Consider the following 13,628-nt stretch of genomic DNA (forward strand, 5'->3'; position numbering starts at 1 on the left):
CTTTCGCCGTCCGTTGCGTTCGGATGCGCGGATTGTGACTTGTCGCAAATTTGTTATACGATAACAACAAGGGGTTACTTAGTAACACATTGGGCGTCGCATCCTGCGGCGCCGCGACATGGCGTGCCCAACACACCGCTGGCCGATGAAGAACACACTTTCCATCCTCAGACCATCCGCACTACTGGCTGCGAGCAGCATCGCGGTCCTGACCGGCAGCTGGCCGGCGCTGGCGCAGCAGACCCCAGCTGCCAGCAGCGCAGACGTGCAAGATCCTCGGGCCGAAAGCGGCGCACCGCTGCTCGCGCCGGTACTCGTCACCGGCAGCCACATCCGCGAGACGGCAGTGGGCGGCGCCTCGCCGGTCATCGTCTTCGAGAAGCAGGCCATCGAGCGCACCGGCGTGTCGACCTTGCAGCAATTCTTCGAAAAACTTCCGCAGAACTTCGGTGGTGGCGCCAATGGGGCCAATGTCGCCAATCTCGGGCTGGACCGCGACACCGGAAGCAACTTCGGGCAGGGCACGTCGATCAACCTGCGCGGCCTGGGCACCGGCACCACGCTGACGCTGGTCAACGGTCACCGCGTGGCCTCGTCCAACCGCTATCAGTACGTCGATATCTCGCTGATCCCGCTGAGTGCGGTGGAGCGCGTGGAGATCCTGACCGACGGCGCCTCTGCCATCTATGGCGCGGACGCGGTCGGTGGCGTGGTGAACATCATCCTGCGGCGCGATTTCACCGGATACGAGACCGCCATTCGGGCAGGCACGACCACCGCCGGCGGCATGAACGAGTACCAGGCATCGCAAGCCGGAGGTTGGGCCTGGGACGGGGGCCACCTGCTGGCCAGCTACGAATTCCTCAAGCAGGACAACCTGGCGGCGAGCGACAGGGATTTTTCGAAGCATGTCACCGTCGCCCCCTACGATCTGTACCCGGGCTCCAGGCGACACAGGGTGTACGTCGATGGCGCCCAGCAACTGAGCCAGGCGCTGACGCTCACCGTGACCGGCTCCTTCGCCAGGCGCGACATGGACACCACCATTTCCGGCACCGCAGACGAAACCCGCCTGTTCCCGCAGACGCGGCAGTTCGATCTGTTCGCCGGGCTCACCCTGGACCTGCCGCGGCAATGGCAGGCACGCTTGAACGGCGGCTACGGCAGGAACACGGTGCGCTACGAGCGCACCACGATCTCGGCGACGTCGGCGATCACGGCGCGCCCCACCGATATGCGCTCGGAAACGCGCTACCTGGAGCTGATCGCAGATGGCGAGCTGGCCACCCTGCCCGCGGGCGCCGCGCGGATCGCGCTGGGCGGCAGCCTCCGGCGCGACGGCTACGATTTCTTCGACTACCGCGGGCTGGAGAGGCCGTTCGATGTGCACCGCGACATCGGCTCGGTGTTCGGCGAACTGAACGTGCCGCTGCTGAAGGAACTGCCAGGCCTGCGCCTGTTGTCGCTGACGGCGGCCGCACGCTACGACGACTACAGCGACTTCGGCTCCACCCTCAACCCCAAGTTCGGCATGCTGTGGCAGGCCACCGACGGGCTGACCCTGCGCGGCACCTACGGGCGCTCGTATCGGGCGCCGGTGTACCAGGACATGCAGCCGAACAACACCGCCGTGGTGGCGCGCATTCCCAATCCGAACGCACCCAGCGGACGGACCGTGCTGATGATGCTGGCCAACGGCAATCCCGATCTCGGCCCCGAGCGCGCCCGGACCTGGACCGGCGGCATCGCGTTCGCGCCGGCAGCGGTGCCGGGGCTGAAGATCGATGTCAGCTACTACCGCATCAGGTACGAAGACCGTATCGATAGCGGATTCGCAGGCAGTTTTCCTTCGCTGTTCCTGGGCCCGACTGCCGCTTACGCGGACATCCTGACGTTTGCGCCGACGCCCGAGCAGATCCGCAGCGCCCGCCAGATCGGCGTCGCCGGGCTGGGTGTATTCGTCTCGCGGGTCGGCCCGTTCGCGCTCGCGCCCGGAACCGACGAAAGCAGTACCGAGGTCATCCTCGACAACCGCTTCCGCAACAACGCGGCCACCTCGCAGCGCGGTGTCGATCTGGATGCGTCCTATGCCTTCGATGTCGGGCAGACCCAGTTCGCGCTCAGCCTTGCCGGGCAGTACATCATCGACTCCACACGCCGCATCAGCCGCTCCGCACCCCAGGTCGATGCGTTCAATGCGGTGTATCTGCCGATCGACCTGAAGCTCCGCAGCGGGCTGGTGGCGACCCGACGCCAGTTTTCGGGCGGCCTGTTCGTCAACTACGCCGACCACTATCGCGATCCGGCGAACCGATCCGACCCGCATGTCGCCTCCTGGACCACGCTGGATCTGAACATCGGGTACCGCTTCGCGCATGCGTCGCCATCGCAGGACGGCACGCGCCTGGCCTTCAATGTGCAGAACCTCTTCGATCGTGATCCGCCGTTCGTCGTCAACGGCATCAACAGCGGTTTCGATCCCACCAACGCCACCGCACTGGGGCGGTTGGTGTCCATGACCCTGACCCATCAGTGGTGAACTCACCGAGGACGCTGCCGTGGCCGCTGCCCGTCTTGCGCACGACATAGTGGACCGGCCCGCGCGCTCCCAGCTGCGCGCCGTCGCCGCCACCCAGCTCATCCTGCTATGGCGCGAGCGGCGGGTGGTGTGGCTGGCGCTGGCGCTGCTGTTGCTCGCGGCGACCTCGCTCGGTACCAGCGCCGTGCGCCTGTCCGCCCAGGCGCAGGAACGGCAGGCGGTCGCCGAGCAGGAGGCGCGCCTGTGGGACGGCCAGGGCCGGATCGATCCGCATGCGGCCGCGCACGTCGGCCGCGCCATCCCTGCGCCGGTGCAACCGCTGGCGAGCTTCGATCCGGGCGTGTCGGAGGTGGTCGGCACCTCGGTGTTCATCGAAGGACATGCGCAGAACCCGGCCCGCCACCGGCCGATCGAGGAAGGCACCGCGCTCAGCAGCTTCGGAGGCTTCTCGGCTGCCTGGGCGCTGCAGGTGGTCGCTCCATTGCTGCTCATCCTTGCCGGCTTCTCGAGCATGTCCGGCGAGCTCGCACGCGAGCGACTGCGTCAGGAGCTTGCCGCCGGTGGCGCGCCCACCGCCCTGGTCGGCGGACGCGTGCTCGCACTGGCGGCAGTGGCCGGCATGTTCGCGCTCGCGCTGTTCGGCGCCAGTGTTCCGGCGTTGTTCGTGCAGGGCGCAGGCGCGGCGGAGCTGGTGGCCCTGCTGGCCATCGCAGGCGCTTACCTACTTTACCTGTTGACCTTCTGCACGTTGACCATTGCCGTTTCCGGGCTGTGTCGCTCGGCGCGCACCTCGCTGGTGCTGCTGCTGGGGATGTGGGTGGTGGCGACCCTGCTCGCCCCCCGCGTGGCGCCGGCAGTGGCCGAAAGCCTGGTGCCCACGCCCTCCGCCCCGGCGTTCCGCGCAGCGGTCACCGAAGAGGCGGAAAGCGGCGTCGACGGCCATGATCCGGCCGATGAGCGGCTGGCGTCGCTCAAGGCCGAACTGCTGGCCCGCTATCGGGTCGACGACGTCGCGGACCTGCCGCTGAACTTCCGCGGCGTCGCCCTGGAGTTCGGCGAGGACAATTCCACCCAGACCTATGCGCGGCATTTCGAACGCCTGCATGCGGCCTATCGACAGCAAGAGCGCGTGCAGCGCGCCTTCGCCGCCATCTCGCCGACCCTGGCATTGCAACCCTGGTCGCGCGCCTTTGCCGGCACCGATTACGCCGCCCATCTGGCCTATCTGCGTGGCGTGGAGGATTACCGCTATCGGCTGATCCAGGCGCTGAACCACGAGGTCAAAACGCATAAGCCGCCGCCGGGCGAGCAGTATCACCTTGCCGATATCGCCACGCTCACCCGCTCGATCGCCTACACGCCGCAAGCGCCGACGCGGGTCGCCACCGCCGCTGCGCAGGCTCCCAATCTGGCGATTCTGCTGGGCTGGGCGCTGCTTGGCATTGTGCTGACACGCCTCTGCGCATCACGCCTGGAACTGCGGGCATGAGCAGCATCGCGGTCGCAGGCTATGAAATGCGCCGCCTGCTGCGCGATCGCGCAGTGGTGGGCCTGTTGCTTCTGCTTGCCGCGCTTGCGACCTATGCCGCTTGGAACGGCAGCCAGTGGGTCGGCCAGCGCACGGGCGCCATCGGCCTGCTCGCCGCCGAAGAGCAGCAGATGCAGGCGCGTGCGCGCAGCTTCGTCGGCAAAGCGCCCTCGGTCCTGCCGCGCGTGCAGCCTGTATTGCCCCCGGCGCCGATGACGGCGGTATCGATCGGCCAGGCCGATGCGTATCCGTTCACCGCCGACGTGGTGGCGCTGGGCGATGCGACCGCACTGTTCAAGCGCCTCTGGGCGGATATCGGCAGCCCGACCGCGCGCGCAGCCGGGCGCTTCGACCTGGCCTTCGTGGTGGTCTTCCTGCTGCCGTTGATCCTGCTCGCGGCCAGCTACGACCTGTGGTCGCGCGAGCGCGAGCGCGGTATCGCGGCGATAGTGATGGCGCAGCCGATCGCCGTGGGCGGGTTGATCGTGGTCAAGGCACTGGCGCGCGGGTTGGTCGTGCTGCTGCCGGCGACGGCGATCCTGGTAGCGGTCGCGGCGTGGGCCGGCGCGCGCGACCCCGCCGGACTGCTTTGTCTGAGCTTGATCGTCCTGGGTTACGGCGGCTTCTGGCTGGCGGTGGCGCTGGTCATCGGCCTGCGCGCGCGACGCTCCACCGACGCGGCGGTTGCCGCCGGCGCGATCTGGCTGTCGCTGGTGGTCATGGCGCCGTCGCTGACGCTGGCCGGCATCGACCTGCTCTCGCCTGCACCTTCGGAGCTGCGCTTTTCCACCGACGTGAAGGCGCACATGACACAGATCGCCGAGCGGCAACGGCTGCAGCGGGCGGTCATTCCGGCACCGGTGCGCTCGCCTGCCCCTGTCATTCCCGATCAGTTGCGCCAGAGCTATGCCGAGCTGGTCGCCGCCGATCGGCAGCTGGCGCCCCTGCTCGCCGAGCACCGGCAGGCGCGGGATGCACGCCGCCGCGTGATGGACCGTGTGCGCTTCCTGCTGCCATCGGTCGCTGCGCAGGATGCGCTGGACCGCCTGGCCGGCACGGACGCCGACCGTGCCCTCGCCTTCCAGGATCAGGTCGCCCTGTTCCGGCAACAGCGCCGACGGCTGCACCAGACGTATCTGGAGCGCGATGCCATCCAGACGCTGGCCGAATACGACGGCCTTCCGCGCTTCGTGTTCCGGGAAACCGACAGCGTGTTCGGCACCGGCGTGCTGGCCGATCTGGCCGCACTGCTCGCTGCCACCGGGCTGCTGCTGGTCGCCGCCCGCGCCATGCGGAGCCAAGCGACAACACCATGAGGATCTGTGCATGCTTTGCGCAAAGACGTTGACCAAGCACCACGGCATGCATCGGGCATTGGACGATGTGAGTTTCACGGTGGCGCCAGGAGAAATCTATTGCCTGCTGGGCGCCAACGGCGCAGGTAAATCGACCACGCTCAAGCTGTTCCTTGGCTTCATGGCGCCAACCTCGGGCTCGGCGGAAGTGGACGGGCTCGACGCGCAGCACCACCCCCATGCGGTACGGCGCCGGCTGCTCTACATCCCCGAGACGGTCGCCCTGTACGAAGAGCTGACCGGCTACGAGAATCTCGACTACTTCGCGCGATTGGCGAACGTGGACGCGCATTCGCCCGCGCGCCTGCGCGAGGCGCTGCAGGCGGCAGGATTGCAGGCCGACGCGTTCGATCGCCGCGTTGGCCATTACTCGAAGGGAATGCGTCAGAAAGTGGGCATCGCACTGGCCATCGTGAAACAGGCCAAGGCCCTGCTGCTGGACGAACCGACCTCGGGCCTGGATCCGGAGGCCTCTGCCGAATTCCACGACCTGTTGCTGCGCCAGCGCGATCGCGGCACAGCGATCCTGATGGCGACCCATGACCTGTTCCGTGCGCGCGAAGTCGCCACCACCATCGGCCTGATGCAGGCCGGCCGGCTACGGCGGACCTTGAAGGCCGCCAGCATCACCGCCAACGACCTGGAAGACCTCTATCTGGAGGAGATGAGCCGGCACCGTTAGGCCGCGACAGCGCCGGTGCCGAGCGCGCTCGCCGACCAGCGCCGCAACCAGGCCTCGATGTTGAGCTGAGGGCCGAAGATTCCCAGCGCCTGCAACGAATGGTCCGGGCTGACGCGGCCGATTCCGGCGCGGGCCAGCGCGCTGTCGATCAATCCGCGCTCGGCCAGCCGCCCGCCGACCAGCAGGCCGCTGATGAAGTCCCGGTGGTGCCGGGTGACGGCCACGGAGTGATCGTCCAGATAGCACTTCACCTTGCGCGACAGCACCGCGTGCGGGAGCAGGCCCTCGAATGCGCGGCGCGCAACCGTCCGATCCTCGGCATCGGCCATGAGCAAGTGGATCGGAAGACGGGCGAACAGTTCCACCACCGGCTGCGCGCTGATCGGCGACACCCGATGGCATTGCCCTGCGCCCTCGAACGGGTCCAGCACGCTGACCGGGAACACCATCCTGCCGATGTGCGCCATCTTGTGCGGCGACACGCGCAGCCCCTGGGCGATGGCGTGGCGCATCCACGCCGGCTGCGGAGTGACATGCGCGCCGGCATCCACCTTCACCCATTCGCACGGGTTGCCCCAGTTCTCGTTGATGCGCACCGGTTGCTTCAGGACGCCATGCAGCAGCGCATCCTTGATCACGCCGTAGAGCGAATCGCCCGACTGGGCCGTCTCGAATGCCACGCGCAGGAACTGGCGATCGATTCCACGCCGCCAGGCGTAGTCGATGGCCGCTGCATTGCCCTTGAAGCGCATGAAGACCGCATCGCCGCCGACTCCGGTGAACTGCACCGGCTCCTGCTGAGGATCACCGGCCAGACCGGTGCGCCGGTGCAGCAGATGGCCCGAGCAATGCGCCGGCCGCGCCGTCACCGGAAAGGCCATGATCTCCTCCAGCGCGCAGTGCGGTGCCCGCTGGTATTGGATGAACTCGCAACTGCGCCCGGACGCTGCGCTGGCGCCGGCGACCGCCATCCACGCGAAGTCCCTCTCGTCGGCGCCGATGCCCGAATCGTAGTGATGGACACACTGCACCTGCGGGCCGGAGGGAGCCTGCAGCAGGCCGGCGAGAATGATCGATGAATCCAGGCCGCCGGAGAGCTGCAGCTGTATCTGCGCATGCTCACCGGCCAGGGCACCGATGCACCCCAGCAGGGTCGATCGCGCCAGTCGCACCGCTTCGTTCAAGTCGGTGATCGGATCCTCCACGGCCTGCCTGACCACATCCCAGTGACATTGCCGTGTCCCAGGCCGGCCATCGCGGATCGTGATGCCTTCGCCACCTTCGAGCGAGGCCACATCTTCGAAGCCGGTCTGGCGCATCTCGCGAAACGGAAACAGCAGCGAACCGGCCAGGTAGGACCAATCGAGCGAGAAGTTCCTGAGCTGCAGCGCCAGGCAATCCTGCATGCTGGAGAACACCAGGGTGACCGACCCGACCACCGTGATGAAGCAGGGAAGCTCTGCTGTCGGGTCACGGACCACGCACCAGCTGCGCGAGGATGCATCGTGGCAAAAGGCGACGTAGCGGCCCCAATAATGCCGCACCAGATGTGCGCCCTGGCTGTGACCCACCGTCTGCGCAGCTGCCGCGTCGAAGCTGGCCTTGGCCGGAACCTCCCCTGCCGCAAAGGTCTTGGTGAAGATCTTGCCCATGATCACCAGCCGATCCGCGCGCGTGCATTCGAAGAAGCCGGGATCGTCGGTTTGGCAATAGATCGCCGCGTCGTCCTCGCGCAGGGCGCAGGTGGCGTCCGGTAACACCGAAGCAATGCGTGCGTTGATCTGCATGGCGTCCGCCACAGATGCAGGCGACTGCGCGTTCCAGAACACGGCGAGATAGCGATACATGGGCAGCCCGCGTCACAGCACCAGGATGGGAACCATCCGGCGCACGTTGAATGGAATGTCGGTCAGCACGTAGTCGTCATGCTGCAGCCAGCAATGCGCAGCGAAGGGTGCGGTGCGCACGGCAAATACCCACGAGGGGAAAAACCCGTAGCTGGCCAGGAACTCGCTCAAGGCGAAGCAGTACAGAAAGCATTCGTCGGTCTTCTTGAAGGCGAGCGGGCGTAACCAATCGAAGATGCGAACCAGCGAGGCCAGCTGGTGCACTGCAGGCGGCTGCGCTGGTCTGCGTGCGGCTCGACGCCGGGCCCTGGCCACGATGACACTGAGTGGTGCGCACTTCTTGCCGATGGCGGCAACGGCGACCGCGACCGCGAATCTGCGCAGGTCGCGCTGGGTGATGCGTGGACACCCACGCGGCTCGCCCTCGCGCATCCAGCGGCCGGGCAATGCCAGGGCGGGCGTGATGGCAGGCTTGCCCTGCAGCGGATCGCGGGTGATCAGACCGCGATCGAGCAAGGTTTGCAGGATCGGGGGAATGGCCGGATCGTCGGCCTGCATCGGCCAGCCCAGGACGTGGCGGCCCAGCGTCGCCGCCTGTTGCTTGCCGATCGACAGATAGGTCCCGGTGGCAACATCCAGCAGCACAACCACGCCGCCGGCGACGCACAGGTGCGCATGTCTGGACAGCAGATACGGCGGTGACGGCTCCATCATGCCCATGGCGGTTCCGGTTGCGGGAGAAGCGGTGCATGCAGGGCATGCACCGCCATTGGCATCGATCAGCGCGGTTACGGCGAGGTCGTCGGGAAGATGCCATCCCACAAGGTGCCGTGACTATGCGCCCTGGTTTCGGACACCACGGTGCCAAGTTCGATGAGACCGCCGCCATCCTGATCCTGCTGGATGGAATCTTCTACCAGCCCAAGCTCGATCAACTCGTTCATGCACATCTCCTTTGGTCAGTCAGTAGCGCGTCCAACGTCGTTGGACGCGTTCGGGCAGCCGCCACAAGCGTCATCGCGAATTGCGTGTGCGGCAAGCGAATGTTACAAGGTAACAATTACGGATGTGGCGTTTTTATTTCCAGTCGCTGGATTATCTGCGTGATTCTGATCACGGAACGCGCATGTCGCCCGCGAAGCGTCACGTCCATCGATCCGACGACGCGCAGGAGAAGCAATGGGTGCTCAAGACAGCGACGATGCGTTCGACCACACGCTGTTACTGCGTGGACTGTTTCCATTATCGAAACTGATTCGCTTCGTTCGCGAGCGCTGCCCTCCCGGCCACGTGGACGAGTCCGTGTTGCTGGCGCGTTGGCGTGAGGCCAGAGCCGTGGCGTCTATGCTCGCCGACGACGAAGCCGGGCTTGCCGATGAGGTCGGCATGCAGGAATTGCCGGAGGACTTGCATCCGTTGGGTGCGGCGGCGTTGCGACAGCCTTCGATGCATCGGATCACCAGCGCGGTGCCGCGCGCCTGGTGCATGGTGGAAGTGGATCGCCTGATCATCTTCCAGGACTCCATCAACCTGCGCCATCTCCAGACGCTCAAGGAGCGCCTCGGCACCACACCCAGCGAAAGCGACGTCATGACGCTCGCTGCCTGCCAGGGTGCGCAGGCGCAGCCGCCGGTGCACTACGCGCAGGCGGACGGCGACTACGCATTCGCCTCCAGCTCCAACGATCTGCGCTTTCTCGATGTCGCGGTGCTCGATCCATCCGCCGTGACCGATTACGCGCCGTTCGGCGCGGCCAGCCACGCCATCGTGATCTACCTGGGCTTCAGCGACAACGTGATCAGCGCCACGCGAGTCGGCAAGCGGCTGATCCTGACCAACGGCTCTCATCGTGCCTATCTGTTGCGCTCGCTCGGCTTCCGCTACATCCCCTGTCTGGTGACCGACGCCAGCGACCGCGATACGTCCGAGATCCTGCTGCCGGCTGCGGTGAAGCAGGACCGGGATTTCTATCTGCGTGCAGCCAGGCCGCCACTGTTCAAGGACTATCACGATCCACGCCTGACGCAGGTGGTTCAGACGATCAGGAAGAACTATGTGCTGCGCGCCAAGCTGGATCTGAAGAGGACCACTGTTCCTGCGGTCTAGCTTGCGGCGGCTGCCGCCGGCATGCGCCTGCACTCCTGGGCCGATCCAGGCAACGCGCGTGTCGTCATGGCAGTAAGACGGCGCAGCCGCGCTGTTTGCACGATGCCGATGCCGGCCGTCGCTCAGACCACACGGAGCGGCACACATGACGTACTCCGATGGCCCGGCAATGTGATCACCCGGTCGGTCGAGGCGATGCCGGTCTGCCGATGGGTGATGGCAAGCACGGTCACCTCGTGTGCCAGCATCCGGACGTGCGCCATCACCTCGCGCTGGGTCGTCTCGTCCAGCGCGGAGCTGGCCTCGTCCAGCAGCAGAATCGCCGGATCTCCATACAACGCCCGCGCGATCGCAATGCGCTGGCGTTCGCCACCGGACAGTTTCAGGCCACGCTCGCCGACCACGGTCTCCAGACCCTGCGGCAGCGCGTCGAGGAGCGGCAGGATGGCCGCCTTGGCCGCTGCAGCGCGCAGGCGTGCGTCGTCGCGCGCGCGGCCGAGCAGGATGTTGTCTGCCAGGGTTTCGTTGAGCAGGACCACATCCTGCGGAACGTGCGCCACCAGCGCGTGCCAGTCGGCACGATCGATGCCCGCGATATCGGTCCCGTCGACAAGGATACGGCCGCTCTCCGGCTCGAGGCTCTTCAACGCCAGTTTGAACAGGGTGGATTTTCCCGCGCCGGTTTCGCCGGTCACAAAGGTGATGCCGCCCCGCTCCGCGCAGAAGCTCACGTCGGCAACGCCGCGGCCGTTGTCGTAATGGTGGCTGACACGATCGAATACGATCCGCCCGGCGCCTGGCACCAATCGCGACGCATGATGCACACGCGACTCCTCCGGCGCGTTCCAGAGCGCCACCAGCGGGACCAGCATCGCGCGCGCTCGCGCGACATCGTCGATGGCGCGCGCGAGTGCTTCGAACGGCGTATTGAGCTGCAGCAGCAACAGGTTGAACAGCACCAGGTCCCCGATGCTGATCGCGCCGGCCTGGTAGCGTGGGAGCAGCAGCACGAAGGTGATGGAGAACTGGATCGCCAGGCCGGCGCCGAGCATGGCGATATAGCCCAGACGCTGCAGTACATAGGCACGCCAGCTGTCGCGGACCACTTGTGCCCGCTGCTCGAAGCGCTGGGTCATCCATGCGTGACTGCCGAACTGGCGTAGCGTCTCCATGGCGTTCATCGCGTTGCCGACGAAGCGGGCGTTCGCCTGCCCGGCAGCGGTGGCTGCCTCCAGATGGACACGCGCGCGTCGGGTGGCGAGTGTGGACAGGCCGATGGCCGCCGCGCCATATGTCGCCACCACGATGACCAACTGGAGATCGATCAGCGCGCCCAGCGTCAGCAGGCTCAGCAGGATCTGCATGACGCCGGGGATGAAGGCGACCAGTGCCAGCTGCACCAGGATCTTCAGCCCGCTACGCCCCTTTTCGCCGGCCGCCTGGATCTCGGCCGGATTGTGCTCGACGAAGAACGCGCTGGTCTTTCTGAGGATCGCTGCGAAATAGCGCGTGCTTGCGATGAAACCGAGATTCTCCGAACGCATGAAGGACAAGTACTGCACCGTCTGCTGCAATGCCGACCCCAGTCCGAGCAATCCTGCATAGGCCACGAAGGCCCAGGCCAGGGCCGGCGCTCCGGCTTGCGGCAGGCGATCGATCAGGCGCGAGAACAGGTAGGGCGCAGCCACGGTCGCGACGCTGGCCACCAGCACCACAGCGACGACGCGCGCCAGCGCCCATCGCTCGGACCGGAGGTAGGCGAGCACGATCTCAGCGACGGGGGATTGCATGCATGCGGCCATCGACGAAGAAGCGTTGCTGTGCACCGCGCGGATCCCGGGCCGCACGTCCGCCCTGCGACTTCGCAGGGCGGGCGCTACTCCAGCGTTCGCAGCCCCGGAGGTAGGCCAGTCGCCCCGTGCGGGCACCGCCATCGCGTGATGCAGAGCGCTGCCCGGCACGAACGCCGGCTCGATCGAACCAATGGCTGTGCTGCCGTGCACCGGGCTTGCCACCGCCGACCGGCGCAGCCTGCGCGGAACGGCGGTACACAACGCACTCGTGATGAGACATCTCGCGAACCCTGGAAATGTTATTTTATAACGATACCAGGATATACCCACGGATCCAGTGCAGACGGCGCCGCACCCTGCCCGGTATCAGTCGCCGCCCAGGAATTCGGCGACCTCGCCCGCGACCTGCGACACGCGCACCGCAGGTGCGTCCAGCACGCGTGCCGGCCTGCACGCCGCAGTGCTGCTGGCCGCCGCTTAGGTCACTCTGTTATGTTATGACATCGCCGCAAGGGGTATCGATGTCTTCCAATTCCGTCACTGCCACACGTCTGACCTCCATCGACGCCCTGCGCGGAACGGTGATCCTGATCATGCTGCTGGACCATGTGCGCGACACGTTCTACCTGCATCGCCAACTGGCGGATCCGGTCGATCTGGATCAGGTCGAACCCGGGTTGTTCGTGTCGCGGGTGCTGGCGCATCTCTGCGCCCCTGTGTTCGTGCTGCTCACCGGCCTGTCGGCATGGCTGTATGGCAGCCGCCAGTCCGATCCGCGCAAGGCCACCAGCCTGTTCCTGTTCAAGCGCGGCTTGTTCCTGATCGTGCTGGAAATGACCGTGGTCAATATCGGGTGGAATTTCCAGGTGCCGCCCACCGTGTTCTATCTGCAGGTGATCTGGGCGATCGGGGTGAGCATGCTGGCCTTGTCGCTGCTGTTGTGGCTACCGCGCGCGGCCCTGGCGGCGGTCGCGGTGGTCATCATCGCCGGCCACAATCTGCTCGACGGCATCACCGCCACCGACGGCACCGCATTCCATGTGTTGTGGGCGATCCTGCACGACCGCAGCTGGTTCGAGCTGGGCGGCATTCCGGTGCGAAGCTCGTATCCGGTATTGCCCTGGATCGGCATCATCGCGCTGGGCTATGTGCTTGGCCCCTGGTTCGGCCGCGACACCACACCCGCGCAACGCCGCCGGCGGCTGGTCCGCACCGGTTGGAGCATGCTCGCGGCATTCGTGGCGTTGCGCGTGATCAATGTCTACGGCGATGCACCCTGGCAGCACGATGCCGACGCGCTCACCGCAGTGATGAGCTTCTTCAACCTCACCAAATACCCGCCTTCATTGCTGTTCGTGCTGTTCACCGTGGGCATCGGCCTGCTGTTGCTGCGCGCCTACGAGGCACCAGGCGTCGCGCGCCTGCTGACGCCCGTCATCGACTTCGGCGCCGCGCCGATGTTCTTCTACGTGCTGCACCTGTATGTGTTGAAGCTCATGTACCTGGCTGCGGTGGCCGCGTTCGGCACCAATCACGGTCGCTACTACGGCATGGACAGTGTCGGCATGTTGTGGCTGACCGCAGCGATACTGGTCCTGGTGCTGTATCTGCCTACCCGCGCCTTCGCACGTTTGAAGGCGTGCAGACGCGACCTGGCCTGGCTGCGCTACTTCTGAGCGTCGGACAAGGCGATGTGCGTGGCGCCTTGCTGGGCGCGCGCCGGAGCACGCGGATGCATCGATGATCCGCACGCCTTTGCGCGGCATGCGCGCAAAGGC

General features: G+C 66.3%; 10 protein-coding genes. 6 read left to right on the top strand and 4 right to left on the bottom strand.

Annotated elements, in window-relative coordinates:
• Positions 1–265 precede the first annotated feature (265 nt).
• Genes LL962_RS13070 through LL962_RS13085 form a run of 4 tightly spaced genes read left to right on the top strand, consistent with a single transcriptional unit; the run spans position 266 to position 6,104 of the window.
• Positions 266–2,539, top strand: a complete 2,274-nt coding sequence (locus LL962_RS13070; RefSeq protein WP_228317209.1) for a TonB-dependent receptor plug domain-containing protein — start codon at positions 266–268, stop codon at positions 2,537–2,539.
• A gap of 19 nt (positions 2,540–2,558) precedes the next feature.
• The gene (locus LL962_RS13075; RefSeq protein WP_228317210.1) at positions 2,559–4,028 is read left to right on the top strand and encodes a DUF3526 domain-containing protein; all 1,470 of its coding nucleotides are present in this window, start codon (positions 2,559–2,561) and stop codon (positions 4,026–4,028) included.
• Positions 4,025–5,383, top strand: coding sequence for a DUF3526 domain-containing protein (locus LL962_RS13080; protein ID WP_228317211.1), 1,359 nt, complete (start codon positions 4,025–4,027; stop codon positions 5,381–5,383). The genes LL962_RS13075 and LL962_RS13080 overlap by 4 nt, the downstream gene beginning before the upstream one ends.
• 10 nt (positions 5,384–5,393) lie before the next feature.
• A complete protein-coding gene (locus LL962_RS13085) occupies positions 5,394–6,104 on the top strand; it encodes an ABC transporter ATP-binding protein (RefSeq protein WP_228317212.1) in 711 nt (236 codons plus the stop codon).
• On the opposite strand, the gene LL962_RS13090 is transcribed toward LL962_RS13085, so the two are convergent.
• The 3 genes from LL962_RS13090 to LL962_RS13100 all read right to left on the bottom strand — a co-directional run bounded on the left by LL962_RS13090 (position 6,101) and on the right by LL962_RS13100 (position 8,895).
• On the bottom strand, positions 6,101–7,951 hold the full coding sequence (locus LL962_RS13090; RefSeq protein WP_228317213.1) for an asparagine synthase-related protein: 1,851 nt from the start codon (positions 7,949–7,951) through the stop codon (positions 6,101–6,103). The two genes, LL962_RS13085 and LL962_RS13090, sit on opposite strands and share 4 nt — an antisense overlap.
• Positions 7,952–7,963: 12 nt before the next feature.
• Positions 7,964–8,665: a lasso peptide biosynthesis B2 protein gene (locus LL962_RS13095; RefSeq protein ID WP_228317214.1), complete on the bottom strand. Its 702-nt coding sequence runs from the start codon at positions 8,663–8,665 to the stop codon at positions 7,964–7,966.
• A 74-nt stretch (positions 8,666–8,739) separates the two neighbouring features.
• On the bottom strand, positions 8,740–8,895 hold the full coding sequence (locus tag LL962_RS13100) for a hypothetical protein (RefSeq protein WP_167395273.1): 156 nt from the start codon (positions 8,893–8,895) through the stop codon (positions 8,740–8,742).
• A gap of 235 nt (positions 8,896–9,130) precedes the next feature.
• Here LL962_RS13100 and LL962_RS13105 point away from each other — a divergent pair, with 235 nt between their 5' ends.
• Positions 9,131–10,057 (top strand): hypothetical protein, encoded by a 927-nt coding sequence (locus tag LL962_RS13105; RefSeq protein WP_228317215.1) that lies wholly within the window; start codon positions 9,131–9,133, stop codon positions 10,055–10,057.
• A gap of 122 nt (positions 10,058–10,179) precedes the next feature.
• Here the strand turns inward: LL962_RS13105 and LL962_RS13110 are convergent, their stop codons facing one another.
• Positions 10,180–12,180: an ABC transporter ATP-binding protein gene (locus tag LL962_RS13110; RefSeq protein ID WP_228317216.1), complete on the bottom strand. Its 2,001-nt coding sequence runs from the start codon at positions 12,178–12,180 to the stop codon at positions 10,180–10,182.
• A gap of 191 nt (positions 12,181–12,371) precedes the next feature.
• On the opposite strand from LL962_RS13110, the gene LL962_RS13115 reads away from it, so the two are divergent.
• Positions 12,372–13,526 carry a DUF1624 domain-containing protein gene (locus tag LL962_RS13115; protein WP_228317217.1) on the top strand — a complete coding sequence of 385 codons (1,155 nt, stop codon included), beginning with the start codon at positions 12,372–12,374 and terminating at the stop codon, positions 13,524–13,526.
• Positions 13,527–13,628 lie beyond the last annotated feature (102 nt).

The sequence above is a fragment of the Xanthomonas sp. NCPPB 1067 genome (genome assembly GCF_020783795.1).
Lineage (GTDB): Bacteria > Pseudomonadota > Gammaproteobacteria > Xanthomonadales > Xanthomonadaceae > Xanthomonas > Xanthomonas melonis.

Bases quoted from the DNA above. Each gene is read 5' to 3' on its own strand.
- LL962_RS13080 (WP_228317211.1), top strand. From the start codon at position 4,025: ATGAGCAGCATCGCGGTCGCAGGCTATGAAATGCGCCGCCTGCTGCGC.
- LL962_RS13085 (WP_228317212.1), top strand. From the start codon at position 5,394: ATGCTTTGCGCAAAGACGTTGACCAAGCACCACGGCATGCATCGGGCA.
- LL962_RS13090 (WP_228317213.1), bottom strand. From the start codon at position 7,951: ATGTATCGCTATCTCGCCGTGTTCTGGAACGCGCAGTCGCCTGCATCT.
- LL962_RS13095 (WP_228317214.1), bottom strand. From the start codon at position 8,665: ATGATGGAGCCGTCACCGCCGTATCTGCTGTCCAGACATGCGCACCTG.
- LL962_RS13100 (WP_167395273.1), bottom strand. From the start codon at position 8,895: ATGAACGAGTTGATCGAGCTTGGGCTGGTAGAAGATTCCATCCAGCAG.
- LL962_RS13105 (WP_228317215.1), top strand. From the start codon at position 9,131: ATGGGTGCTCAAGACAGCGACGATGCGTTCGACCACACGCTGTTACTG.
- LL962_RS13115 (WP_228317217.1), top strand. From the start codon at position 12,372: ATGTCTTCCAATTCCGTCACTGCCACACGTCTGACCTCCATCGACGCC.